Raw genomic sequence first — 24,349 nt, forward strand, 5'->3', positions numbered from 1 at the left:
TGTGCGCGGGGCGTCGCGACTATTCGGCGGCGTTGTGGCTTGGGCTGCCACCGTCCAGAATATGTTTAAGCCGAGCACGGCTGGTGCGAACGCTGTGGGTGATGGGCAGTTCGGCAAAGACCTCGCGGGTGCCCATCCAGGCATTGATCTGATGCACTACTGGCAGTCCGGACAGCGCCGATAGCGGAACCGCCAGGATCAGTGACACGGCAATTGGCAACAGCCAGAGCGACACCATGCCAGTTAGAATTCCAGCCCACAGCGCTATCCCACTCAGGGTTTCCAGCGCGTGGCTGACCACCAGTGTGGTCCAGCTGTAGCTACCGCCGTCGCGGGCCTGCGGTGCCCAGCCGCGTTGCAACCCCAGAGCCGTGCGGATCACTGCGATCATTTGCTGCACCATCAGGATAGGCGCATAGAGGATCGCCAGCAGAATTTCGGAGGCGAAAGAGAGCGCAAACCGGGCCGCTCCGCCATAGTCGCTAAACCGCGCACCAGTCAGTGGAAGCGCGGCGATGGCCAGCAGTTTCGGGGCCAGCAACATCGCATAGATTAGCAGAATGACCAGCACGTGGCGCGGTTCGGACATATCCGGCCAAGAGGGCATCAAGGGGTTGCTCTCGCTGAAATAGGTCAGCACCGAGGCCTCCTCGCCGCGGCCGATGAGTGCCCAGATCACCAGCAATGCAAACCAGATTGGCGCCATCAAATACCCGATGGCCCCATGCAGCAGGTGAAACCGCGAGACCGCCCGAAAGCCTTTGGCGCGCAGCAGGTTCAGATGTTGTAGATTGCCCTGACACCACCGCCGGTCGCGCTGAATATGGTCGATCAAGGTCGGAGGGGTTTCCTCATATGATCCTTGAATGCGGGGCAGGAAGCGCACGGACCAGCCGGCCCTGGCCAGCAGGCCGGCCTCAACAAAATCATGGCTCATGATCAGTTTGTCCCGCCCGCCCAAGCGGCGGCCCAGCGGGCTGCGCAGATGGGGCAGACCGGCGCTGGCGGCAAAGGCGCGGGTGCGCAGGATGGCATTGTGGCCCCAATAGTTGCCCTCATGGCCGACCCAGCGGGACAGGCCCTCGGCCAGGGCGGCGCCGTGGACGCCATTGGCAAATTGCTGCATCCGGCCAAAGACCGACTGTGCGCCAATCAGTTGCGGATAGCTTTGGATCAACCCAGCACCGGGATCACGAGACAGCGCATTGGCCAGCCGGGCGATGGCGCGGCCGGTCATCAGGCTGTCGGCATCCAGCACCAGCATTGCCTCAAACCCGCCCCCCCAGCGGCTGACCCAGTCGGCGATATTACCCACCTTGCGGTCGGTGTTCTGTTCGCGGCGCCGGTAATACAGATTCACCCCCGGCGGCATCATCGCATGCAGCGCCCGGACCGAGATCAATTCCTGTTCGGCAATTGCGTCGTCGCGGGTATCAGATAGGATGAACATCGAGTAGTCATGCACGCCACCCCGTTTACGCAAGTCTTCCAGCATGGTCTGCGCGTTGCCCAGCACATACCAGGGCACCTCGTTGTAGACCGGAATTAACAGCGCCACGCTCATCTTGCGAGCCGGTGCCAGTCGGCGCAGGCTGGGACGACGCGACAGCGAGTACAAGCCCAGCAAGACAGTAGAGACTGTGAAACAGATCCAAAAGAAGTTGAAAGCAATCAGCGTCAGCAACACCATTTCCAACCCCGAGAACCCGCCATCGGCAAACCAGCCCTGCATCACCCAGGTCAATAGCGCAGTCCCTGCCATCGCCGGAGAGAACGCAAGTATCCGCCACAGAGCTACAGACTGCGGTGGCTGCTGGATTGGGGCGTTGTGATCCTGAAAGTCAGTCGAGAAATCCTGCGCCGGCATCGCCAATGGGTGTTCGGGCGGTAACAGGACGGGGCGGCTCATGCGGTCCACCGGTACAGCCAGACCTCAGACGCCATCTGACCGTCTTTGCGCAGCTGCACCCGTAGTTCCACCAGATCCCGCGCGCCGGGATCAAACGAGAAGGCCAGCCGCAGCCCGCCACTCTCGGGATTGCGCTGCAACACACCGGCACTGGTGTCCACCTGTGGCGACGAGATGTGGATGTCGATGCCTTCGGGACCGCCCGCCAACAGCGGGTGTTCCGCAAAATCCAAAGTCATGATCCGTCCCGGATCGCCAAACACCCGCGCTCCCCCCGCCGTGTTGATGACTTTGGCCAAATGCAGATCCGGTTCCCGGCCCCAGGTCAGCCGATACGACACGTCCACCTGAGTGCCAGCGGCATAGGGTGTGCGGGGCCGCCAATAGGCTACGATATTGTCATAGATCTCCTGATCTGCAGGGATTTCGACCAAGGTCACAGCGCCTTTGCCCCAGTTGCCGTTGGGTTCCACCCAGAGGCAGGGGCGTTTGTGATAGTTGGCCTCAAGGTCGGCAAAATCTGAGAACTTGCGGGCCCGTTGCATCAGGCCAAAGCCACGCGGGTCTTCATCAACAAAAGACGAGACTTGCAGATTTCGGGGATTGGCCAGCGGTCGCCACAGGACTTCGCCATTGCCGTTTTGCACCAGCAACCCGTCACTGTCATGCACGGCCGGGCGAAAGTCGTCGAACCGGGTGTGGTCGGTCTGGTCAAACAGGAACATCGAGGTCAGCGGGCCCAGGCCCACATGGGCAAGTTCCTCGCGGGGGAACAGCGTCGCCTCGACCTCCATTGTGCAGTTTTCACCGGGTGTGATGTCAAACCGATAGGCCCCGGCGACGGATGGGCTGTCCAGCAAGGCGTGGATTACAATGTTACGTTGGCCGGGAGCAGGCGTTTCAAGCCAGAACTCGATAAACTCGGGGAATTCCTCGCCCATTGGATCGCCGGTTTTCAGCGCCAGCCCCCGGGCCGACAGCCCATAGACATTGTCCAATCCGATGGCACGGAAGTAACTGGCGCCTTGGTACACACAGAACTCATTCTTCAGGTTCGGCTGGTCCAGCTCGGTGCGCAGACGCAGGCCCGAATAGCCAAGACTATCGTCAATGCTGAGATCTGGGGCCATGTCAGTTTTGTCAAACAGCGACAGATCAAACGGTACCCGCTTGGCCCCGGCGCTATTGGTCACCGTGTTGACCTGAATGGGGCGGGGGAAATACAGGCCCGGTAAAAAGAAATCGACGTTATAGCTGTGATCGGTATCAGACCACAGGGCATCGCGATTGCGGAACCACCGGGTTTGATAGTCCTGATAGCTCATATCCAGCCAGTCCTGTGGCACCGACTGGCGCGGGGCATAGTCGCGGGTCGCCAGCGCCTGGGCCATCGAAATAACCGTGTTGCGGGAAAAGGGCGGCGCTGTTGAGGCGCGAACGGGCAGCGCCAGAATGGAGGTGCTGGCCATGGCTGACGCCATGAATGAGCGACGGGATAAAGAGGTCATCGTTTCGCTCTCCAAGGTTGGGATTTGAACCAGGCAGCGGCAAAGGCCACCAAGATAATCAGTGCATAGCCAGTCAGGTTGGCAATCGCCGTCGTGGTGATGGCACGACCACTTTGGTCAAGCACAAAACCGATCACCCGGGCCAGCGCCATCGAGACCACGAAGACGGCCAGAGATTGCTGTCCGACCTTGGTGATCAGGTTGAGCACTACAGCCCAGATCCGCGCTCCGATAGAGTGACCCGAGGCGATCAGCCGTTTACCGCCGTCTCCGGCAATCACCCAGCCCAGATAGGCTAGCGACAGGAAGTGTGCGAACCGCAGCAACCCAAAGTCACTTTTGTTGCGCCACTCAGCGGTCAGGGACCAGACTGGGCGGATGGTCTCGGCCAATTCCGGGGTCCAGGCCTGCACCCAAAGGAACACTTTCCAGGCGCCAAACGGGGCCGAAAGGACTACAAATGCAAGGGCAACGCCAATCAGCAGCTTCGACACCGGTGGTTTGGGCAGCCAGCCTTTCATAAAGGCGAAACCAGTAAAGAACAGCAATTGCCAGCCAAACGGGTTGAAAAACCATTTGCGGTCCGACCAGGGCTCGGCTGACAGGGCCAATCCATCCGGGCCCAGCCCGATGACATAGGGGTTGGCGGCAAGCCAGATCCCGATCGAGGTCGCTGCCACCGCCCAGAGTCCGATTTTTTCCATCGCCATCAACAGTGGCATAAGCCCCAGCACCACCAGATACATCGGCAGAATGTCGAAATAGTTGGGGACATAAGTCAGGGTGAACAGCCCCACCAGCTGCGGCATGGGATCATTGAAGAAATGACCCAGGTTCAACGAATTGGCATAGCTTTTGTCAAAGCTGCCATAGGTATCCAGCGCCGCCATCATCATGGCGATAAAGAAGAACAGACCGATATGGGCCCAGAACACCTGCCAGACTCGAAACCCCACACGCGCCGATCCCATGATCCAGCCACGCCGAGCATAAGATCCGCCAAAGGCAATCGCCGAGGCCATGCCAGAGCAAAAGACAAAGATCTCAGTTGCGTCCGAAAAACCGAACCGTGCGGGAATCCAGCCCGTCCAGCGGTTGCCGGGGATATGGGCACTCAGGATGATAAACATCGCTATGCCACGGTAAAAGTCGAGCCGGGGATCGCGGGTGCGCACCGCGGCTGGCGCTTGAACTGGCGCCGCTGCCTGATTGGCCGCGGCACTGGGCAGGGCGGTGACCTGCGTGTCTGGTTGAGGCACTATAGTTGCCATGTCAGTCCGTTAAACTCCTGGATCATTCTGCCGGCACACTGTGTGTGGCTGCGCCACCACGACCGATGGCAATCACTTCCCGGCGGGCTATCGCGTAATTGCCTTCGCCACCACCACACTTTGCCTGGCGATCATTCAGAATGGCCTCAACCGCATCCAATTGGCCCGCGCGCAGCCCTGAATCAATGGTCATGCGCTCAAAGATGTCGCGTTGGGCGTGGCTGCCGCCCGCCATCCACAGCGTTTCGCGCGCCTGTACCAGATTGGCAAAGGCGCTGGCAAAATTGCCCTCACCGAAGGCCTCAAGGCCGAGGGCTGCGGCACAGCCGGGATTGGCCATGCGCTGGCCCGCCTCATCCGTGCGGGTCTGTGCATCCGCGTGAATGCGTTGCACCAGCCGGGTGGTGGCGTCTTTGCGGTTGTGACCGGCCAGCGCCAGCAGGTAATGCAGGTCGGCAAAGATCAGGCTGCCGTCTTCTGTTCGGTTGGCGGACAGTTCAGACAGTTCTTCCCAACGGTCGCCGACATTGGCGCCATTCAGCTCCAGACGCATCAACAGCGAGGTCGCGTTAGAGATATCGCGGTAGTCATCGGTCTTGTCCTTACGGATCTCGCGGTCATAAAGGTCAAACACCTGTTCAATCTGGCCCATGTCCAGATGCATCAGCGCCTTGTGCCACCAGACGTGATAGCGGAAATTGTTGCAATGCGACCAGGCAGCATCGCGCCCATCCAGCCAGTCCAGCCCGGACTGGGCATTGCCGGTCATTTCGTGCACATGGGCCACCGCGTGCAATCCCCAGGCATCATCGGGCGCAGTCCACAGGGCTTGGCGGCCAACATTTTCGGCCTTCTCATATGATCCGGTTTCTTCCAGTGAAAAGGCATGGCAGCCCAACAGGTAACCGTGTCCGGCATGGTCAGTGCCATAGGCGGGCAGAATTCGTTCAACGGAACGCCGCATCCCGGCGCTATCACCCAGAGTAAACCGGATTGAGTGGCTTAGCTTCATCGCCAGTGCATCTTCAGGGTGGCTGCGCAGCACCTGTTCCAGTTTGGCAATCGCCCCCGAGGGCCGCCCTGCCAGCCAGGTCTCCAAGGCGTCAACATAGAGCCGTTCCCGGGGCAGGGCGGTTTCATAATGCGCCTTGGCGGCAGCCATCGCCTCATGGGCGGTTGGCATAAGTTCTGATCGTCCCATCAGAATGTAAAATATACCTTTGCTGGCCTGACCCAATGCAAACCCGGGCGCCGCGGTCAGCAGGGCTGCCAGATGCGTTGGTGTCGCGGCGGCATGGGCCAGAACCCCCATCTGCACAGCATTCCAATCGTGCAGTGCAGCGGCATCCGTCAGGCTGGTGTCTTGGCCAAAGATATCTTGCATGTTCGGGGTTCCATTCTTTGCACTAATAAAGTTCTACGACTGTCTAACTCGACATTAAGCCATGACATTCCACCGCGCGACGCCACCTCTCGCATTGGTGAAGTGGCGTGTGTGCAGAGCCGGAAATTGCAATGAAGGGACCGTTATTTATGACATTATTCTACAATTGCGGCAGTCCTCCCCCGATTGTAGGCGGGGAAGGGTGCTGGCGTTGTTGATTTCTGTAACACTTGGCGGGTTCACCTGTGGCCCGCGTTTTGGCGATCAGATCTCGAAGGGAGTATCTGATGACAGGATCGCGTCGCTGTCGGCACCACAGCTGCGTGGCGCATGCCGGTAAGTCACCGGAGTGCGTGAGAAGTTGAGCGGATTGCCGATCAGATGAACCGGGCCCGCGTCACTTTGCATGTCGATCTGCATATTGCGCGCCGCCACCTGATCGCTGGCGAACACATCTTGCAGATCCTGCACCGGTCCGACAGGCACTTTGCGGGCCTCGAGATCTTTGATGATATCTTGGGTGCTGAACCGTTGCAGGGCTGGGATCAGGATCTCGTCCAGCGCATCGCGGTTTTGCAAGCGGCCGGGGTTGGTCGAGAACCGCGGATCCTCAGTCAGACCACCCAGCCCAAGGAACTCCATGAAGCGGCCAAACTGGCTGTCATTGCCAACCGCCAGAATCACATGGCCATCACTGCTTTGGTAGACGCCATAGGGCATGATGTTGGGGTGACCATTGCCGCGCCGTGCCGGCACCTGGCCCGAGGTCAGATAGTTAACGCCTTCGTTGATCAGCCAGGCGATTTGGCTGTCGACCAGTGCGACATCGACCTGCTGGCCTTCGCCTGTCTGCTCCTGATGGCGCAGGGCGGCTAAAATACCCACGGTGGCATACATGCCGCACATTACATCTGCGATGCCAACGCCAACCTTCATCGGCTCTCCATCTGTAGCGCCAGTCAGCGACATGATGCCGCCATAGCCCTGCGCCATCAGATCATAACCGGGTTTCGACGCATTTGGGCCGGTTTGCCCATAGCCCGAGATCGAGCAATAGATCAGTCGGGGCAGCTCAGCCCGCAGGCTGTCATAATCGAGCCCGTATTTCTTTAGCCCACCGGGTTTGAAGTTCTCAATCACGATGTCGGCCTGTGCCGCCATGCGCCGAATGACCTGCTGGCCCTCAGGGGTGGCGATGTCGATGGCAACCGAGCGCTTGTTGCGGTTGGCGGACATGAAATAGGCCGACATGTCGGTGTCATTGCCATTTTGATCCGTCACATAGGGCGGTCCCCATTGGCGCGTATCGTCGCCGCCGGTCTTGGGGTTCTCTATTTTGATCACCGTGGCGCCCAGGTCGCCCAGCATCTGGGTGCAGGTTGGGCCTGCAAGGATGCGGGACAGGTCAAGAACCTTGACTCCCTTGAGTGCGCCGTGTGGGAGGTGTTCAGATCCGACCATCATAGTCTCCTGGTTCGATTTCAGCTGCAATAACGGTGAAGCTTTGCGCAGTCATGGCATCTGTCAAAGCGGCGCGCAACTGCTGACGATTGCGCACAGACACGCCGTTGCCGCCAAAGGCGCGACCCAGGGCAGCGAAATCATGGCGGTCAAAATCCACCGCGGCGTTGGGCAGTTGGCGCTGGCGTTGTTTCAACTCGATCAGGGCCAGGCTGGCATCGACAAAGACCAAAAAGATTGGCGCCAGGTTCATCTCGGCCGCGGTTGCCAGTTCTCCGGCCACCATCAGAAAGCCGGCGTCGCCGGAAAAACTGATGACCGGGCGGTCGGGGTCGGCCAGTTTGCGACCAATAGCCATCGGCAGCGCGCAGCCCATGGTGCACAGGCCCGAGGACTGGATCAACCCGCCGGGTTCCTGGCACTGCCACATCTGCGACAGCAAAATACGATGGGCCCCGCTGTCGGCTGTGGCCAGCGTATCGGCAGGCATCACCGCACGGGTCTCGGCGATGACAGCGGCAGGGCCCCAGTCATCCGTTGCCGGAAAGGCCTGTGCCAACGCGGTTTGGGCAATTTGTGGCTGCCTGTCGGGCCAAGTCGGGTGCGGCGCGGTGCCATTGGACAGGGCGGCAAGAGTTGGTGCGATACTGGTGAGCAGGTTCAGGCTACCCTGATGCATATAGTGCAGGTTGGCTACGGGTGCGATGTCGATGACCTGTTGACGGTTCAGATCCCAGATGTCGCGCCAGCCGGGGCGCATTTCGATGGGATCATAGCCAATGCACAGCACGAGATCTGCGGCTTGTAACACTGGCAGGAGATGCTGGTCAGCCAAGGGAGAAAGCCCCGCGCCGCCAAGACACAAAGGGTGGTCTTCCGGAAGAATGCCCTTGGCTTTGTAACTGGTGACAAAAGGGATCTGATGGCGCTCCAGAACGCTTTGGAGGGCAGGTCCGGCCTGCTGTTGGACGGCATCCAGGCCAATCACCGCAATAGGACGTGTCGCATTGGCCAGCCAGTCACGCGCCTGCGCCAGGTCAGCGCCGCTTGGCACGGTCTCACTTGCAGGCGCGCGGCGGATGTTGCGATCTGTTGCACCGGTGTCTGCCACCGTGATTGGTACGTCGATGTGTACCGGACCGTTGCGTTGCTCGGTGGCGATAGAGACAGCTTTGTCAGCGATCAAATCAGCAGTGTCGGCACTCAGGCGAAAGCTGGCCTTGGTGATCGGAGTAAACACCGCGCTGTGGTCCAGCACCTGATGGGTATAATTCTGCTGTTCGGCCTCATCGACGCAGCCGGTGAGCACCAGCATCGGCACCCGGTCCTGATGCGCATTGGCCACCACGTTGACACCGTTCAATGCGCCGGGGCCAAGGGTGGCCACCAGGATGACCGGGGCGCCATCACTGTGGTATACGCCTTCGCCCATAAAGCCTGCACAGTTCTCGTGTTTGGCCAGGTGGAAGGTGATGCCAGCCAGCTGCAGGGCGTCGACCAGCGTCAGCACTTCACCGCCGGGCATGCCAAAGGCGTGGCGGCAGCCTGCTTCGTATAGCCGGCGGGCCAGAATATCAGCGGCGCGGGTGGGGCGGGTCATGGTCAGGTCTCCGATTCTCGTGTTTGGCGAGAATGCGGAGCTGGCGCAGGGGTGCAAGGGGGGTCACGCCAGTGTGACCATGTATGACAGGCCTATTGGCTGGCTTGTTGGGCTATCGCATCAAACACATGGTTCAGCTCAGCGGCCAGTGTGACCAGTGCGGCGCCCCCCTCATTCGTGTAGGGCGCAAAGACATGGCTGGGTGTCTTGTATGAAAGGGTCGCAGAGCCGCCAGGGTTTTCGGTCACATAGAACCGAATGGGCGCTTCGATCATGGCGGCGGTTGAACTGGCAAGGATACGGACGGCAAAGTCGTTGTTAAAGACACCGATTACGCGGTTGCCGGGAATGGTAATACCACGTCTGGCGGCGGCACCGGTTGGACCGGCCTGGGTGACCACACCCATGCCTTGCGCCTTGGTGGCGGTTTTAACGTCGGTGATCAGCTGGTCAAAGCCTTTTTGGGTTTCAATGACCACCCATCCGTCACGTGGTTCGATTGTGTCACCCGCAGCTGGCAGGGCAGTCAGGGCAAGAAGGGCCACAAAAGAAAATGGTTTGAAAATCATCCGTTCACTCCAACAGGTTTGCCCTATTTAGCCAGAGCGGAGCGGGGTTCAGAGTCACAATGCCGTGGGTGACCCTGTTCGTGACTTTGCGCAGATCAATCTAGAGGCAGGGTCAGGGCGCGTTCAGATTTATAATCAAGCTGGTTTATAATCAGATTGGGCAGGCCATATGATCGACGATTGTGACCAAGTGCCAAGCAGCGATTGCGCGATCAGGGTGCTGCCAAAGACAAGTTTATTCGCGACTTGGAAATACGATCACACTGGCGCCGTCCAATTGGACAATCTGGATCTGAGGGCTGGCAGAGGATCCCGGGTTGAGCAGTTCCTCGGGCAAGTGGGCACAGGCGTCGGGGCTGGTTTCGCACAGAGTGACGCTGCGGCCGGTCAATTGACGAATACGTCCCGCCAAGGCGCTGGGCTGCTGCAACCCGGCCTTATCCGCCGACGGGTGATTGATGAGGATGCCGGTAACAAAAAGAGGTCCGGGCACGGTGGCGAGGTCCTGTGCAAGGGCCCGGGTTTCGGCCTGCCAGTTGCGAAAGGCAGAAAATTGAATTGTGACCTGCAACAGATAGCTGGCCGTGACCAGTAGCACTGCATTGCGCGCCAGCCGACCGGCCAAGCCTGGGGTCCGGCTCAGCTCCTCGCAGGCCCGCAGGATCAGAATGGCATAGGCAATCCAGGCAAAGTGGTAAGCGCGCACCGGAACCGTGACCCCGAATTTAAGAATTTGCACGGTCACCAGCGCCATACCAATCCACAACCCGGCATGCAGATAGAGCGCCTCTAGGGGGGAGCGACGGGCAATCACCAAGGTGGCGGCCGAAATCATGGCAAGGTGAAAGATCATGACCGCATGAGAGTTGAAGCTCATCTTCTGGCGAAAGACAGCCAGGGTATCAGAAAACAGTTGCAGGTTGCCCACGACGCCCGAAAGATCATGCGCAGGAACGGCGCTGCGCGAGGCGTCCAGAACCAGACCGAACACGCCATGTACCTGCCAATTCAACGCGTAAACCGCCAGCAGTGACGCGATAAAGCTGGTCCCAAACAGCGTGATCAGTCCGGCAAGGTCCTTTAGCGACCGGCGTTCGGTTCTGACCAGACAGATCAATAACAGGATGATTGGGAAGGTCGTGTAGGTCAAAAAGGTCAGCAGGGTAAAGATTGGCAACAGGCAACGCAGCGCATACTGAGACAGACGCGTTGCCAGAACCGCATAGCCTGCCAACAGTGCCATGGCTGGGATAAGGGTGTTGAACCAAGGTGCGATCAGCAAGGCCGGCGGCGCGACCAGGAATGTCAGGGCCAGAACGCAGGCGAACCAAACGCGGTCTTTACCAGGCATCACAGCCACTGCAAATGCCGCTGCAAACAAGGCCCAGCCTGCTTGATAAATCGCAAAATTCAACCAGGCCGGCGTGACAACTTCGCGCATATGCCAGACATAGTTCAGCCAGCGGCCTTCGGATAATGTCTTGGACCAGAACCCTTCAGGGTCCGCAAAAAGGGCAGGGTAGTCGTCGTATCGAATGACCGGGTCCAGCAGGTTTGCCGCTGAAATCACCATGACGGCAATCAAGGCCAAGCCAAACACTTTCCAGAGGGTCCCAGATTGAGCAACTTGCCGCGCCGGGACTGCGGTAAGACCGGCAGGAACAGATTGGTATGTCATAACAGTATCCTGCCTATCAAAATCAACAGGGCCTATACTGTCATCAAATTCAGGCGGGAATTTGGCGCTTGTCGGAAATTGTTCGGGCGTGTTTCAGGCCCTCACGTCCGCCATGGGACGTGAGGGGGCAATATCAGATCGCGGTGGGATTGTGCTGTGACTAGGCTGGCAGTTTGAATTTGCTGGCTTCGGCATTCGTCAGTTGTTCACCCTGCTTACGCTTCAACAAAACTTCGCGCGCCAGCGAGTATTCCTCGCCCTGCCAGAAGATCAGGCAACCATTGCAACCTTTGCCGCAACAGCCCTGGGTGCCAACCCGGTTGGTCTTGAACCGGCGGGAGTTGGTGTCGGCCTCGATGGCGTCAACCAGGGCATTACGGCGGCGGGTGTATGCGGTTTCACCGGTGCTGTCGCGGATCTCCATCGCCTGGGCGGTCTTGTCCAGTTGCAGGCGCTTCCACTGTTCATCGGTCAGTGCGCGTTCCTTGCGGATAACCGTGAAGGCGGGAAAGTTGCTGCGCAGATCGTTCTGGTTTTCCTGCTCGAACAGCGAAAACGGCAGGCGGATCACCGATTTGTTCGACCCGTGCACAACATCCTTATGCGCTCCGCTGGCGGCGATCTCATAGTCATAGGCGCGCAGCAGGATTGTGTTGCGGGCAACGGGAGACACCATTTCCAGCACATCGCCGGGTTCCAGCTTGTTCTTGACCTCTACCAGAAAGGCATCGTCGGTCACTTCGCTAACGACACCTGCATATTCCCAGGTGGCAATCGCTGCGGTGTGCTCATAGCCATGCGACAGATTGGTCAGGCGGCCCTTGTGAAAGGCCAGTGTGTATCCCCGGTTGCCGACGGTTTCCAGCTCACCCATGTAATCCGAGGCATCCCAGTTTTCCGGGTCGGCGTAATAGTCATCAATCGCCATGCGGTAGGCCCGTGCCACAATAGCGGCATAATATTCGGACTTGCCACGACCTTCGACCTTCAGGCTATCGATGCCGATGCGCAGATAATCGTCCAGTTTTGGCATCAGGCACAGATCCTTTGAATTCAGGATATAGCTGCCACGCTCATCTTCCTGGATGGGCAGGAATTCACCGGGTCGCACGCCTTCTTCAAGCAGGAATTCGAACATATCGTGATTGCTGTCATCGACGATCAGTTCCTGCACGGTGCCGTCTTTCAGGCGCATGTGGAACTTGTAATTCCAGCGACATGAGTTGGCGCAATTGCCCTGATTGGCGCCGCGCTCGGCCATGAAGTTGGACAGCAGGCAGCGCCCTGAATAGGTCATGCACATGGCACCGTGCACAAAGGCCTCTAGTTTGATGTCGGGGCATTTCTCGCGGATTTCCTCCAGTTCCGGGAACGAGACCTCGCGTGCCATGACGGCCAGATCGGCGCCTTGGTTCTGCCAGAACTGCACCGAGAGCCAGGAACAGATATTGGCCTGGGTCGAGACATGCAGTGGAATTTCCGGGGCCCGTTCACGAACATATTGGAACACACCCGGATCGGCGATGATCAACCCGTCGGGGTTCACCTGTCGAACGGTGTCAATGTATTCGTCCAGCTTGGGGATGTCTTTGTTGTGTGAGTAGAGGTTCAGCGTCAGATAGGCGCGGCGGCCATGCTGGTGGCAAAACCTGACGCCCTCGATCACGTCCTCGAGCGAAAACTCGGACTTGGTGCGCAGCGACATATCCGGCGTACCAAGATAAACAGCATCAGCCCCATACAGGATAGCGATTTTCAACTTACGCAGATTGCCCGCAGGCATCAGCAGTTCAGAACGTCTTGGGGACATGGGACCAGCCGGAGAAGGAAAGAAGGCCGCGTTTTACGTCATAATGTGAAGCTTGTGAACCCAAATGTCCGGCTACCCCGAGACTTGACTGGGCAGATGCGACAGGCCGTGGCGACCTTGGATCATGGGGGCAAGATCGAGACCGCGGCTTTTGGATCCATCGTCCGACTTATGCAATCAGATGAACTGGCGTCAAATGCCAATAGATGCTCATGGATCAGTTTGTTCGGCGCAGGAAATTGACTTGAGCCCCAAGGTGTTCCAATTATCTATCTATGACAAAAGAGAAAAACCTGTCCAAGCGGGAACGTAACCTCGCTGACATTCGTGACCGTGCAACCCCGATCGCCGAGCGTATCGTTCTTGAAGAAGGCATCGGTGCGCTTAGTGCGCGTCGACTTGCCAGGGATATAAATGTGTCTGTTGGTTCGCTATATAATGCCTTTGGCGATCTGGATGCGGTTGTGCGATCCGTCATTGCACAATCGGCGACGATGCTGTCAGACACTTTGCATGCGGCTGTGCAAACATCCGCGCAGGATCATCGGTCGCGTGTTGTGCTTTTGGGCGAGGCCTATTTTGATTTTGCCATCGCCGAGCCACGGCGGTGGTGGTTATTGTTTGAGTACAGATCAAATGTTCCGGAATATCCCAAGGCGCAGGATTTTCAGTCAGGTCTTTTGGAATTGCTGATCTGGGCCGGTGATGGGGATCCGAACTCGGATATGCATCGGCAGTTTTTCCTGCTGTTGTGGGCCTCGGTGCACGGGTTGGTGTCACTGGCCTGCCGACCCACTATTGTGGCGATCAATCCAGCCGTTGCGCGAACCTATATTGGCGATTTGGTAGATGCGGGCTTCAATGCGTTCCCAATTGACTGAACCGGCGCGCCGTCGCTAAACCCAGCCTTTGCGGAAGAAATGCGGGCTGGCGCCGAATTTGCGTTTGAACTGGCGCGAAAAATGCGTGGCGCTGTTGAACCCCGAGGCAAGGGCGATTTCGGTTACCGACATCGCGGTCTCGTTCATCAGGGCGTAGGCATGGCTGAGGCGCATGTCGGAATAGACATTCATAGGACTTTGATCCAAATAGCGCGAAAAAAGGCGCTCTAGCTGGCGGCGTGAAATATCCAGGCGGTCGCACAGGGTTCCGATCGACAGCGGTTCTTCGATCGAATCCTGCATCAGTTGCAGTGCAGTCAGCAGCCGTTGGTTGCGGCTGCCGATGGCGACTGCGTAGTTGGATTTCTGCGGCGCCATCTGCCCGCCGGATCGCACGTGAAGGCACATATCGGCGATGATGATCGCCAGGTTTTTGCCATGACGTTCCTCGATCAGGTTCAGCATCATGTCAGTGGCCGCATTGCCGCCGCCACAGGTCATGAAGGTCTTGGTGATTTCATAGATATTCGAACTGGGCTGAAGGTCCGGGTAGATTTCGATAAAGCCCGGTTGATTCTCCCAGTGCAGGGTGAAGTCCTGTCCCCGCAGCAACCCAGCCTGTGCCAATGCAAAGGCCCCGGTGCAGATGGCCCCCATCCGCCGGCCAAAGCGATGTTCACGGCGCAGCCAGTTTATGGTGGAATCACTCGCTGTTTGTTGCGGCTCATTGCCAGCGCAGACAAACACCACCGCGTCCTGAGGAAGTTGTTCCAGTGGCATGTCCGGCGTCACTGTCATGCCGTTGGAACAGACGACGGGCGCGCCATCCTCGGACATGATGTACCAGCGGTATAATTCGGTGTTGCTGACCTGATTTGCAATCCGCAGCGGCTCGATTGCGGCGGCTACGGGCAACATTGTCGCTTGGGGCAACATCAGGAAATAAAAATCCTGAGCCTTGCCATTAAAATGAACTGCCAACTGGGCGGCAGCACCTTTTTGGACGAAGCTGTCTGTCTGCATAATGGCATCCTATAGCGCAACTGAGGCCCATAAAGAACGGGGTAAGGCATTTCTTCCTGTGTGGTAAACTGGGCTTTGCACTGGTAACCATCAGTTTGCGACAGCGATTTTACAGAATGCGACCGCATTTAATCCAGATCGGCGGGGATCAGCAAATTTTTTCCTCCCTCTTGCAGCTCTTATGCCGCGATACTAAGAATCAAGTAACACTCTGTCGGGTATGGTCCCGACTACATACAAAGCAGGCAGGCCCAAATGTTTGATCCAAAAGAAACCTACATGAACACCCTGGTCCCCATGGTGGTTGAACAAACCGCACGTGGCGAACGGGCCTATGATATTTTCTCGCGCTTGCTGAAAGAGCGGATTATTTTTCTGAATGGTCCAGTACACGATGGCATGAGCTCGCTGATCGTGGCGCAGCTGCTTCACCTTGAAGCCGAGAACCCATCCAAAGAAATCTCTATGTATATCAACTCACCCGGTGGCGTTGTCACCTCGGGTCTGTCGATCTACGACACCATGCAGTACATCAAACCCAAGGTTTCGACCCTGGTGATTGGTCAGGCGGCCTCGATGGGGTCCCTGTTGTTGACGGCAGGCGAAAAAGGCATGCGCTTCAGCCTGCCAAACAGCCGCGTCATGGTGCACCAGCCGTCGGGCGGGTTTCAGGGTCAGGCCACTGACATCATGATCCACGCTGAAGAAACGCTGAAACTGAAGCGTCGTCTGAACGAGATTTATGTGCAGCACACCGGTCAGGAGCTGGACAAAGTCGAAGCGGCGCTGGAACGGGACAACTTTATGTCACCCGAAGATGCCAAGGATTTTGGCCTGATCGATGAGATCGTCGCCAGCCGTCCTAAAGGCGATGACGAAGAGAGCTGAGGCTCTTTTTTAAAGTAACTTGTACGCCCCCAGACAGGCAGGGGCGTACTTTACGATTGTAGCGGCTGAGGCACTGGCCTAAGCTGTTTTAGAAGTAGGAGACGCCCAGAATGGGCCCCTCCTAGCGCGGACTGAAAGGTAGACCATGGCAACGAACTCAAGCGGCGACAGCAAGAATACGCTTTACTGCAGCTTCTGCGGCAAGAGCCAGCACGAGGTGCGTAAACTGATTGCGGGCCCAACCGTCTTCATTTGCGACGAGTGCGTCGAACTTTGCATGGATATTATCCGTGAAGAGACCAAGGCCTCGGGATTGAAGGCCACCGATGGTGTGCCCACTCCGAAAGATATTTGCGAAGTGCTGGATGACTATGTTATTGGCCAGGCGACAGCCAAGAAGGTTTTGTCGGTGGCTGTGCACAACCACTACAAACGCCTGAACCACGCCCAAAAGGCGGGTTCTGAACTGGAGCTGGCGAAATCCAACATTCTGCTGGTCGGTCCAACCGGCTGCGGTAAGACCCTGCTGGCGCAGACTTTGGCGCGCATTCTAGATGTGCCGTTCACCATGGCAGATGCCACCACCCTGACCGAAGCCGGTTATGTTGGTGAAGACGTGGAAAACATCATTCTGAAGTTGCTACAGGCGTCGGAATATAACGTCGAGCGCGCGCAGCGCGGCATCGTCTACATTGACGAAGTAGACAAGATCACCCGCAAGTCTGAAAACCCTTCGATCACCCGCGATGTGTCCGGCGAAGGCGTACAGCAGGCGCTGTTGAAGCTGATGGAAGGCACCGTTGCCAGTGTTCCTCCGCAGGGGGGGCGCAAGCACCCGCAGCAGGAATTCTTGCAGGTCGACACCACCAATATCCTGTTCATCTGTGGCGGGGCCTTTGCCGGTCTGGATCGAATCATTGCCGCACGCGGCAAAGGATCGGCGATGGGCTTTGGGGCGGATGTACGTGACAATGACGAACGCGGCATTGGCGAGGTTTTCCAGGATCTGGAGCCCGAAGATCTGCTAAAGTTCGGCCTGATCCCGGAATTTGTTGGTCGTTTGCCAGTATTGGCAACGCTGGAAGACCTGGACGAAGATGCGCTGGTTACGATCCTGTCGAAACCCAAGAACGCACTGGTCAAACAGTATCAGCGCCTGTTCGAGATTGAAGAAACCGAGCTGGACTTTACCGATGACGCACTGAGTGCAATTGCCAAACGCGCCATTGAACGTAAAACCGGTGCACGGGGCCTGCGCTCGATCCTTGAGGACATCCTGCTCAACACCATGTTTGAACTGCCCGGCATGGGCAGTGTGACCAAGGTGGTGGTCAACGAAGAGGCGGTGAACTCAAAAGTTGAGCCGCTGATGATCCATACTGATGCAGAAAAAGAGCCTGCATCTGCAGGGTAACCCATGGGTTACCCCGGCATGAATTACACGGCGCGGCTTATCCCGCGCCGTTTTGCTATGTAAGACACATTGAAAAGCATCCTGGTTTCGGAGGGATGCGTAGGAGTTGGTATGACCATTACTAGAATTTCCTCGGGTGGCGAATTTGAAGCCAAGATCGGCTATTGCCGCGCGGTTGTTGCTGGCGGGTTTGTTCATGTTGCGGGCACCGTCGGGCAGGGCGACGATGTGGTTGCGCAGTGCCGGTCGGCCCTGGCGGTCATCGGCATGGCGTTAACGGATGCGGGCAGTAGTTTTGAACAGATTGTACGAATAAATTATTACCTGCCCGACCGGCATGAGTTTGAGCCCTGCTGGCCTATTCTGGCCGAGACATTCGGCGACAACCCGCCTGCAGCCACCATGATTGAATGCGGCTTGATCGATCCCAAGTTCCGGATCGAGATCGAAGTCACAGCCCTTGCACCTTGAGCAAACACTGGCATTGCTCCTCTGATACCGATGCGGCGTGGGAAATTGCGCACATCTGCCATGTTGTGCGCAATTGCAGATCGCACAGCGTCTGGACCTTGGTGTCAAACTGCGTCATATCAGAGGGGAATTTACGGAGGCATCCATGTCAATCCTGAACACTCTTCTACGCGCCGTTACCTGGTGGAACGGTCAAACGCTGAACACGCAACTCTTCACCGCCCGTAAGGGTATCAAGGTTGGCGACGACGATCAGGGCAATGTGTATTACCACAATGCCGATGACAGCAAACGCTGGGTGATCTTCAACGGCGAAATCGAGGCCACGCGCATCAATGCGGATTGGCACGGTTGGCTGCATCGCACCTTTGACGAACTGCCCACCGAGCAGCCGCTGATCCACAAAGATTGGGAAAAGCCGCATCAGGAAAACCTGACGGGTACGGCTTTGGCCTATGCGCCAACAGGGTCGATTCGCCGTGCAGGTGAGCCGGCACCGCGCAGTGATTACGAGGCATGGGTGCCGGAGTAAAATCCGGACCCGGTAAAGGCGCAATACAATGTCCCACAATACCACCGAAGTTCTGGTCGGCGGCGTCGTTTTGGCCGCAGCAATTGGATTTGCGATATATGCGGGGCAAGCGACCGGCCTGTCTCAGTCTGGCGCAGAGTATCAGCTAAACGCCTCGTTTCGATCCCTCGAAGGTGTGGGTGTCGGCACCGATGTGCGTCTGGCCGGTGTCAAGATTGGCACCGTTACGGATGTTGAGTTGAACCCACAAACCTACCGTGCCGAAACGTTGTTTTCGGTACAGCAGGGCATTGATATCCCCGATGACAGTGCCATCGTGGTCTCGTCAGAAGGGTTGCTGGGCGGGAATTTCGTCGAGATCATGCCGGGCGGGTCTCCGTTCAGTTTTGAACCCGGTGACGAGATCGAAGACACACAGGGTGCAGTCAGTCTGATTTCCCTGTTGCTAAAATTCGTATCTGGCAGCGGTGAGGAATCGTGAGGCCACTGTTCACCGGACTTCTCACTGCGGCACTGGCGCTTGGTTCCCCTGTATTCGCGCAAGAGGGCGCCGTGTCGGGGCCTGGAGCCATTTTGCGTGGCCTGGACAAGGTCAACGGCCACACTGTGGACGCTGAGCTCCCAGTTGGCGGCAGCGCCGAACTGTTTGGCCTGCTGGTGACGCTTTCAGATTGCCGATACCCTGAGGACAACCCTACAGGCGATGCTTTTGCATTTCTGACCATTCGTGAGCCTGATACCGGCATCGTACAATTCGAAGGTTGGATGATTGCCTCTAGCCCGGCGCTTAGCGCGCTGGACCACAGTCGTTATGATATCTGGGTTCTTCGCTGCAACATTTCCTGAGCCGTCGGAAGTGTCGGAGCGGTGAAATCGGCCTCTAGCATCAGCGCATCGCGCAGACGGATTTGATAGGCGGCACGGCTGATTTCCAACCCGCCCAGCGAGGCAAGATGGGCTGTGAGGAATTGCGTGTCACACAGGGTGAACCCGGCTTGTGTCAGGCGATCTATCAGAAAACACAGGGCAATTTTTGAGGCATCAGTGCGGCGGGAGAACATGCTTTCGCCAAAAAATGCAGCCCCCAGAGTAACGCCGTAAACGCCTCCGGACAGGTCTCCATCTTGCCAGACCTCGATGGAATGTGCGTTTCCCATCTGGTGCAGTTCCACATAGCGGTCATGGATTTCGTCATTGATCCAGGTTTCGGACCGATCAGCGCAGGCCGTCAGAACTGCGGGAAAATCCTGGTTGGTGGTGATCTGATAGGCGCCGCGTCGTAACCGGCGCGACAGTGAGCGCGAGATTCGCAGGCCATCCAGAGGCAGAATGCCGCGCCGTTTGGGATCGACCCAGAAAACCTCTGGATCATCCTGGTGTTCGGCCATGGGAAAAACCCCGGACGCATAGGCATGCAACAGTAATTCAGCCGTGAGTGATGACATCACAGGACTCGGGCAAAGGCGGTAGGGCGCGTGCCGAGACGCGCCCTTTCTGTCGTTTTAGCTGGCCAGGTTATCGTCAAGCCAACGCTCCAGCCAGTGAATGTTGTAGTTTCCAGACTGAACGTCGGGTTCGGCCAGCAGGGCGTCAAACAGCGGCACCGTAGTGTCGACACCGTCCACAATCAACTCGCCCAGGGCGCGGCTCAGACGGGCGATGGCTTCGTTGCGGTCACGGCCATGCACGATCAGCTTGCCGATCAAGCTGTCGTAAAACGGTGGGATCGAATAGCCGTCATAGAGTGCCGAATCCATTCGCACACCCAAACCGCCGGGGGCGTGGTACTGAGTGATTCTGCCGGGGCAGGGGGCAAAGTTCGGCAGCTTCTCAGCGTTGATCCGCACTTCAATAGCGTGGCCATTGATCTGCAGATCATCCTGACCGAACGACATTGGCAAGCCTTCGGCAACGCGGATTTGCTCGCGCACCAGATCCACCCCAAAGATCGCCTCGGTGACCGGATGTTCCACCTGCAAGCGGGTGTTCATTTCGATAAAAAAGAATTCGCCTTTTTCATAGAGGAATTCGATGGTTCCAGCGCCGATATAGTTGATATTGGCGACCGCATCGGCACAGATTTTACCGATCTTAGCGCGTTCTTCTGCGCTGATGCTGGGGCCGGGGGCCTCCTCAAATACCTTCTGGTGGCGGCGCTGAAGCGAGCAATCACGTTCGCCCAGATGCACAGCCTTGCCCTTGCCGTCGCCAAACACCTGAATTTCGATGTGCCGCGGCGTGGTCAGATATTTCTCGATATAGACTTCGTCGTTGCCAAAGTTGGACTTGCCCTCGGCACGGGCGGTGCGAAAGGCCATTTCCATGTCGGCAGCCGTTTCGGCCACTTTCATGCCTTTGCCGCCGCCACCGGCAGTGGCCTTGATGATCACCGGATAGCCAATTTCGGCGCCAATGCGTTGGGCGGCTTCCAAATCAGGTACGCCACCTTCCGAGCCAGGCACGCAGGGAACGCCCAGGGCCTTCATGGTGTCTTTGGCGGTGATCTTGTCGCCCATGGTGCGGATGTGCTGCGCGGTGGGGCCAATGAATGTCAGCCCGTGATCTTCGACGATCTGCACAAAGTTGGCGTTTTCCGACAGAAAACCATAGCCGGGGTGGACCGCTTGCGCGCCGGTGATTTCACAGGCCGAGATAATGGCCGGGATAGACAGGTAGCTGTTGGTGCTGGCTGGCGGCCCGATGCAGACCGACTCGTCAGCCATACGCACATGCATGGCATCGGCGTCGGCGGTCGAATGCACCGCAACGCTGGCGATGCCCATTTCGCGTGCCGCACGGATCACGCGCAGGGCGATCTCTCCGCGGTTGGCAATCAGGATCTTGTCAAACATGTCAGATCCTTACTCGATGATGACCAGAGGCGTTCCGAACTCGACGGCGGCGCCGTCTTCGACCAAAATACGTTTCACAGTGCCGCCTTTGGGGGCCGGGATGTGGTTCATGGTCTTCATGGCTTCAATGATCAGCAGGGTATCGCCTTCGCTGACTTTGGCGCCGACTGTGATAAAGGCAGGTGCGCCTGGTTCAGCCTGGATATAGACGGTGCCAACCATTGGAGAAGGCACAGCGCCAGGATGGCTGGCAGGGTCGTCTGACGGTGCGGCCGCTGGGGCTGCAGTCGCGACCGCGGCAACAGCCGGAGCCGCAGCTGGGACTGCGACCTGTACCGGGGCTGCCACTGCGGCAACTTGCCGAGAGACACGCACATTCAGGCTGTCATCATCGCCGTACGCACGTTTGACCTGCAATTCGGTCAGATCGTTTTCGCGCAGCATTTCGGCCAATGCTTTGATAAAGGCTACGTCTGCTTCGTGAGTTTTGTTTTTCATTTGATCCTCAGCCGGTTCCGCACAGGCCTGCTGAATAGTGCAGGCTGCTAATTTGTCGCGCTTATAAGGCAAGGTTGCCCACAAGGAAAGCACCCTAACCAGATGCTAACATGGGCCGTTCCAGCAGGTTTTGCAATTGGTCACAGGCTACAGGGGCATACCTGTCAGTTTGGCGACCAATTCCGGCAGTTTACGTGCCTCAAATTTCTTAAGTAAACGCGCACGGTGGGTTTCAATCGTGCGATACGACAGGTTTAATTTGGCACCGATTTCCTTGGCTGACAGGCCATGACAGGTCAGGATCGCCACATCCCGTTCGCGTGGTGTAAGGGACACCACCGGCCTGTCGTCCGATATATCGGCAAATGACCAGATCCCGGCGCGAAATGGATGTTCGGGTGTTAGCGACCGGCCCCGAACGCGACACCAGAACAAATCCCCCGAGCGCCGCCGCATGATCCGCTCGTCATCATAGCGGCCGGCCTGAACATCATCTTGCTGCAAGCGGGTGCCAATGCGGTCAAAATCCTCGCGGCTGGGATAGAGTTCAGCGATTTCTATGCCGACAAATGCCTCAGGCGTGTCGCCAAAGGTTTCCGCGAACTGCAGATTGCAGCGCCGGATGACGCGCTGTTCTAATTGGGCAAGCCCGATGGGGGCGTGGTCAAAGGCGATGTCAGACATGGCGCTCTATGTGGACTTATTTGAGGGATAAGAAAAGGGCACGAAATGGGATCCGCTGACAGAGTGTGGGAAAACCTGACTATCAGAACTGGGCATATTCCATTTTTATATGTCTTTTTATTTCGAGTTTTTTCCAGGTGATTTGGCATGTCTGACAATTTTGAGCAGTTGACGCATATGGTTTATGAGGCGTCATTGGATAATTCACTTTGGCCGGAATTGATACTTGAACTGACCGAGGAAGTGCAGCGCGCCCGGGAGAGCCGGTTTATCGAGGACCAGAATACCAATGGGCTGGAAAACCTGTCGCAGCACTTTCGGCGGGCGTTCAGTATCTCAAAACGTATGGTCGAACTGCAGGAACGCGAGACCTATTTGTCATCGGTATTGAACAGCTTTGCCTTTGGGGTCGCGTTGTTCGGTGAAGACGGGCAGCTTTTGATGGCCAACCGGTCGATGCAGGAGGTATTGCAGTCGGTGGCACTGACGGGGAACCGTGATGGGGTTTGCACCGCGAGTGCTGCAGGATCAAAATCGCTGACTGCATTGATTGGGACCTGTATTCAAAACGGAGTGTCACAACAAATCCAGTTGCCGGGACACAGCCTGGAACCCTTGATGGTCTTACCCCGGGCAGAGGCGGAAGGGATTGGATTTCCGTCAATCGCGGCTGCGGTTCTCATTTCAGCAGGCGGCTGTCGCAGTGATGCCTTGCGCAGTTTTTCCCTGACGCATCAACTTTCCAGACGGGAATCCGAACTGCTGAAAGAGCTGTGTAACAAGGGGGAGCTGCGTCTGGCAGCGGCAGAGATGGGCCTGTCCTACGAAAGCGCGCGGACCTATGTAAAACGGATCTATGACAAAACCGGATACCGCAGTCAGGCAAATCTGACGTCTGCGGTTGCAGCGACGCCTATGGCTGCGCTTCGGCGCAGCCCAGTGCTGAAAGATGAGCGTCGAAATGTCCGCCGGATGCTGACGCTCATTGATGGACGCAACATGGAGTATTTCAGCCTCGGTCCGGAGACCGGGTATCCGGTGCTGGTTTTTGACGCGTTGTCCGGCGTAGCAATTGATGTGATCGGGTATCCAGATCTTTGTCTGGCGATTTTGGAACGGTTCAATATTCGTCTGATTACCCCCTGCCGCCCCGGGGCTTTTCGCTCTGAGGCAAAAGCGATGAACAGCCTGAAGGAGTTTACGCCGGATGTTGAACAGGTGATGGATCATTTGAATCTGGACCGGGTTGGACTGCTGGCCTTGTCCTTTGGTTCGGGCAGCGCCCTGGCCGTGGCACAGGGGTTGGGCGCGCGGGTCGAAAGAATTGTCATGTCATCAGCAGCCTATCCCATTTATCGCCACCCGAACTGGCGAGAACTGGATCAGTTTTATCATATGTCGACCATTCTGGGGCGCCACTGGCCGTCTATGCTGCGCCAGATTATCCCGTTTCTGGTCCGCTCGATCTTGCAAAACAGGGACAGTTATTTTGATCGCTACTGCAAGAGATCGCGCAGCAGTGATGATGTAGAGATTCTGTCGCACCCGGTGATCCGGCGCCGGACGGCAGAAATGCTGGCGCAGCGCACGGCAATGGGCATGGACGGTATGGTCGAGGAGAACCTGCTGAATGCCCAGGGTTGGGATTTTCCCATACGTGACATTCAGGCGCGGGTCGAGATTTTTCAGGGTGAATTGGACAATGTGGCGCCATTGCAAGGGGCCGAACTATTGGCAAAGCACCTTCCGAATGCGCAGCTGACGACAATGTTGGGCAAAGGCCATTACCACCACATTACCAACTGGCCCTGGTTGTTGGCACGTGCGGCCGGGCATGATGTGGCACCGGAGAGTGACAGGTATAGTATTCCAGACCTTTGAGCGTTTTGTCCCCAAATGGGAATAGGTCGAAATAG

At 57.5% G+C, this 24,349-nt stretch carries 22 protein-coding genes; 8 read left to right on the plus strand and 14 right to left on the minus strand.

Going from position 1 to position 24,349, the window contains the following annotated elements; translation table 11 throughout:
• Positions 1-19: 19 nt before the first annotated feature.
• The 9 genes from mdoH to EBB79_RS07505 form a co-directional block, all read right to left on the minus strand.
• Positions 20-1,909, minus strand: coding sequence for a glucans biosynthesis glucosyltransferase MdoH (mdoH, locus tag EBB79_RS07465; protein WP_127748322.1), 1,890 nt, complete (start codon positions 1,907-1,909; stop codon positions 20-22).
• The gene (locus EBB79_RS07470) at positions 1,906-3,417 is read right to left on the minus strand and encodes an OpgD/OpgG family glucan biosynthesis protein (RefSeq protein WP_127748323.1); all 1,512 of its coding nucleotides are present in this window, start codon (positions 3,415-3,417) and stop codon (positions 1,906-1,908) included. Before EBB79_RS07470 ends, mdoH begins: the two co-directional genes overlap by 4 nt.
• The gene (locus EBB79_RS07475) at positions 3,414-4,688 is read right to left on the minus strand and encodes an OpgC family protein (RefSeq protein WP_127748324.1); all 1,275 of its coding nucleotides are present in this window, start codon (positions 4,686-4,688) and stop codon (positions 3,414-3,416) included. The genes EBB79_RS07470 and EBB79_RS07475 overlap by 4 nt, the downstream gene beginning before the upstream one ends.
• 22 nt (positions 4,689-4,710) lie before the next feature.
• Entirely contained in the window at positions 4,711-6,072 is a 1,362-nt protein-coding gene (locus EBB79_RS07480; RefSeq protein ID WP_127748325.1) for a tetratricopeptide repeat protein, read from the minus strand.
• A gap of 264 nt (positions 6,073-6,336) precedes the next feature.
• Positions 6,337-7,533 (minus strand): CaiB/BaiF CoA transferase family protein, encoded by a 1,197-nt coding sequence (locus tag EBB79_RS07485; protein WP_127750922.1) that lies wholly within the window; start codon positions 7,531-7,533, stop codon positions 6,337-6,339.
• Complete coding sequence (locus EBB79_RS07490; RefSeq protein ID WP_127748326.1) at positions 7,520-9,133, minus strand: thiamine pyrophosphate-binding protein; 1,614 nt, start codon at positions 9,131-9,133, stop codon at positions 7,520-7,522. The genes EBB79_RS07485 and EBB79_RS07490 overlap by 14 nt, the downstream gene beginning before the upstream one ends.
• A gap of 92 nt (positions 9,134-9,225) precedes the next feature.
• A complete protein-coding gene (locus tag EBB79_RS07495) occupies positions 9,226-9,702 on the minus strand; it encodes a DUF302 domain-containing protein (RefSeq protein WP_127748327.1) in 477 nt (158 codons plus the stop codon).
• A gap of 235 nt (positions 9,703-9,937) precedes the next feature.
• Entirely contained in the window at positions 9,938-11,380 is a 1,443-nt protein-coding gene (locus EBB79_RS07500) for a hypothetical protein (RefSeq protein WP_127748328.1), read from the minus strand.
• 160 nt (positions 11,381-11,540) lie between these two features.
• Positions 11,541-13,190 (minus strand): U32 family peptidase, encoded by a 1,650-nt coding sequence (locus EBB79_RS07505; protein ID WP_127748329.1) that lies wholly within the window; start codon positions 13,188-13,190, stop codon positions 11,541-11,543.
• A 275-nt stretch (positions 13,191-13,465) separates the two neighbouring features.
• On the opposite strand from EBB79_RS07505, the gene EBB79_RS07510 reads away from it, so the two are divergent.
• Complete coding sequence (locus EBB79_RS07510; RefSeq protein ID WP_127748330.1) at positions 13,466-14,071, plus strand: TetR/AcrR family transcriptional regulator; 606 nt, start codon at positions 13,466-13,468, stop codon at positions 14,069-14,071.
• A 15-nt stretch (positions 14,072-14,086) separates the two neighbouring features.
• On the opposite strand, the gene EBB79_RS07515 is transcribed toward EBB79_RS07510, so the two are convergent.
• A complete protein-coding gene (locus tag EBB79_RS07515; protein ID WP_127748331.1) occupies positions 14,087-15,094 on the minus strand; it encodes a GlxA family transcriptional regulator in 1,008 nt (335 codons plus the stop codon).
• A 255-nt stretch (positions 15,095-15,349) separates the two neighbouring features.
• On the opposite strand from EBB79_RS07515, the gene EBB79_RS07520 reads away from it, so the two are divergent.
• The 6 genes from EBB79_RS07520 (at position 15,350) to EBB79_RS07545 (ending at position 19,245) form a co-directional block, all read left to right on the plus strand.
• Complete coding sequence (locus EBB79_RS07520; protein ID WP_127748332.1) at positions 15,350-15,982, plus strand: ATP-dependent Clp protease proteolytic subunit; 633 nt, start codon at positions 15,350-15,352, stop codon at positions 15,980-15,982.
• A 145-nt stretch (positions 15,983-16,127) separates the two neighbouring features.
• Entirely contained in the window at positions 16,128-17,396 is a 1,269-nt protein-coding gene (gene clpX / locus EBB79_RS07525) for an ATP-dependent Clp protease ATP-binding subunit ClpX (RefSeq protein ID WP_127748333.1), read from the plus strand.
• A 111-nt stretch (positions 17,397-17,507) separates the two neighbouring features.
• Positions 17,508-17,867: a RidA family protein gene (locus EBB79_RS07530; RefSeq protein WP_127748334.1), complete on the plus strand. Its 360-nt coding sequence runs from the start codon at positions 17,508-17,510 to the stop codon at positions 17,865-17,867.
• 145 nt (positions 17,868-18,012) lie between these two features.
• A complete protein-coding gene (locus EBB79_RS07535; RefSeq protein WP_127748335.1) occupies positions 18,013-18,399 on the plus strand; it encodes an NADH:ubiquinone oxidoreductase subunit NDUFA12 in 387 nt (128 codons plus the stop codon).
• A 28-nt stretch (positions 18,400-18,427) separates the two neighbouring features.
• Positions 18,428-18,880, plus strand: a complete 453-nt coding sequence (gene mlaD / locus EBB79_RS07540) for an outer membrane lipid asymmetry maintenance protein MlaD (protein ID WP_127748336.1) — start codon at positions 18,428-18,430, stop codon at positions 18,878-18,880.
• Positions 18,877-19,245 (plus strand): DUF2155 domain-containing protein, encoded by a 369-nt coding sequence (locus tag EBB79_RS07545; RefSeq protein WP_127748337.1) that lies wholly within the window; start codon positions 18,877-18,879, stop codon positions 19,243-19,245. Before mlaD ends, EBB79_RS07545 begins: the two co-directional genes overlap by 4 nt.
• Here the strand turns inward: EBB79_RS07545 and aat are convergent.
• The 4 genes from aat to EBB79_RS07565 all read right to left on the minus strand — a co-directional run bounded on the left by aat (position 19,209) and on the right by EBB79_RS07565 (position 22,433).
• Positions 19,209-19,844 carry a leucyl/phenylalanyl-tRNA--protein transferase gene (gene aat / locus EBB79_RS07550; RefSeq protein ID WP_127748338.1) on the minus strand — a complete coding sequence of 212 codons (636 nt, stop codon included), beginning with the start codon at positions 19,842-19,844 and terminating at the stop codon, positions 19,209-19,211. The genes EBB79_RS07545 and aat overlap by 37 nt on opposite strands.
• A gap of 57 nt (positions 19,845-19,901) precedes the next feature.
• Positions 19,902-21,251 (minus strand): acetyl-CoA carboxylase biotin carboxylase subunit, encoded by a 1,350-nt coding sequence (gene accC, locus EBB79_RS07555; RefSeq protein WP_127748339.1) that lies wholly within the window; start codon positions 21,249-21,251, stop codon positions 19,902-19,904.
• A gap of 9 nt (positions 21,252-21,260) precedes the next feature.
• A complete protein-coding gene (accB, locus tag EBB79_RS07560; protein WP_127748340.1) occupies positions 21,261-21,749 on the minus strand; it encodes an acetyl-CoA carboxylase biotin carboxyl carrier protein in 489 nt (162 codons plus the stop codon).
• A 147-nt stretch (positions 21,750-21,896) separates the two neighbouring features.
• Positions 21,897-22,433 carry a PAS and helix-turn-helix domain-containing protein gene (locus EBB79_RS07565; RefSeq protein ID WP_127748341.1) on the minus strand — a complete coding sequence of 179 codons (537 nt, stop codon included), beginning with the start codon at positions 22,431-22,433 and terminating at the stop codon, positions 21,897-21,899.
• Positions 22,434-22,580: 147 nt separating this feature from the next.
• Between EBB79_RS07565 and EBB79_RS07570 the strand changes: the two genes are divergently transcribed.
• Entirely contained in the window at positions 22,581-24,314 is a 1,734-nt protein-coding gene (locus tag EBB79_RS07570; protein WP_127748342.1) for a bifunctional helix-turn-helix transcriptional regulator/alpha/beta hydrolase, read from the plus strand.
• Positions 24,315-24,349 lie beyond the last annotated feature (35 nt).

It is taken from the genome of Parasedimentitalea marina (assembly GCF_004006175.1).
GTDB lineage: Bacteria > Pseudomonadota > Alphaproteobacteria > Rhodobacterales > Rhodobacteraceae > Parasedimentitalea > Parasedimentitalea marina.

What these genes read in the sequence shown, in the direction of transcription:
- mdoH (WP_127748322.1), bottom strand. Translation starts at nt 1,909, where the DNA reads ATGAGCCGCCCCGTCCTGTTACCGCCCGAACACCCATTGGCGATGCCG.
- EBB79_RS07470 (WP_127748323.1), bottom strand. Translation starts at nt 3,417, where the DNA reads ATGACCTCTTTATCCCGTCGCTCATTCATGGCGTCAGCCATGGCCAGC.
- EBB79_RS07475 (WP_127748324.1), bottom strand. Translation starts at nt 4,688, where the DNA reads ATGGCAACTATAGTGCCTCAACCAGACACGCAGGTCACCGCCCTGCCC.
- EBB79_RS07480 (WP_127748325.1), bottom strand. Translation starts at nt 6,072, where the DNA reads ATGCAAGATATCTTTGGCCAAGACACCAGCCTGACGGATGCCGCTGCA.
- EBB79_RS07485 (WP_127750922.1), bottom strand. Translation starts at nt 7,533, where the DNA reads ATGGTCGGATCTGAACACCTCCCACACGGCGCACTCAAGGGAGTCAAG.
- EBB79_RS07490 (WP_127748326.1), bottom strand. Translation starts at nt 9,133, where the DNA reads ATGACCCGCCCCACCCGCGCCGCTGATATTCTGGCCCGCCGGCTATAC.
- EBB79_RS07495 (WP_127748327.1), bottom strand. Translation starts at nt 9,702, where the DNA reads ATGATTTTCAAACCATTTTCTTTTGTGGCCCTTCTTGCCCTGACTGCC.
- EBB79_RS07500 (WP_127748328.1), bottom strand. Translation starts at nt 11,380, where the DNA reads ATGACATACCAATCTGTTCCTGCCGGTCTTACCGCAGTCCCGGCGCGG.
- EBB79_RS07505 (WP_127748329.1), bottom strand. Translation starts at nt 13,190, where the DNA reads ATGTCCCCAAGACGTTCTGAACTGCTGATGCCTGCGGGCAATCTGCGT.
- EBB79_RS07510 (WP_127748330.1), top strand. Translation starts at nt 13,466, where the DNA reads ATGACAAAAGAGAAAAACCTGTCCAAGCGGGAACGTAACCTCGCTGAC.
- EBB79_RS07515 (WP_127748331.1), bottom strand. Translation starts at nt 15,094, where the DNA reads ATGCAGACAGACAGCTTCGTCCAAAAAGGTGCTGCCGCCCAGTTGGCA.
- EBB79_RS07520 (WP_127748332.1), top strand. Translation starts at nt 15,350, where the DNA reads ATGTTTGATCCAAAAGAAACCTACATGAACACCCTGGTCCCCATGGTG.
- clpX (WP_127748333.1), top strand. Translation starts at nt 16,128, where the DNA reads ATGGCAACGAACTCAAGCGGCGACAGCAAGAATACGCTTTACTGCAGC.
- EBB79_RS07530 (WP_127748334.1), top strand. Translation starts at nt 17,508, where the DNA reads ATGACCATTACTAGAATTTCCTCGGGTGGCGAATTTGAAGCCAAGATC.
- EBB79_RS07535 (WP_127748335.1), top strand. Translation starts at nt 18,013, where the DNA reads ATGTCAATCCTGAACACTCTTCTACGCGCCGTTACCTGGTGGAACGGT.
- mlaD (WP_127748336.1), top strand. Translation starts at nt 18,428, where the DNA reads ATGTCCCACAATACCACCGAAGTTCTGGTCGGCGGCGTCGTTTTGGCC.
- aat (WP_127748338.1), bottom strand. Translation starts at nt 19,844, where the DNA reads ATGTCATCACTCACGGCTGAATTACTGTTGCATGCCTATGCGTCCGGG.
- accC (WP_127748339.1), bottom strand. Translation starts at nt 21,251, where the DNA reads ATGTTTGACAAGATCCTGATTGCCAACCGCGGAGAGATCGCCCTGCGC.
- accB (WP_127748340.1), bottom strand. Translation starts at nt 21,749, where the DNA reads ATGAAAAACAAAACTCACGAAGCAGACGTAGCCTTTATCAAAGCATTG.
- EBB79_RS07565 (WP_127748341.1), bottom strand. Translation starts at nt 22,433, where the DNA reads ATGTCTGACATCGCCTTTGACCACGCCCCCATCGGGCTTGCCCAATTA.
- EBB79_RS07570 (WP_127748342.1), top strand. Translation starts at nt 22,581, where the DNA reads ATGTCTGACAATTTTGAGCAGTTGACGCATATGGTTTATGAGGCGTCA.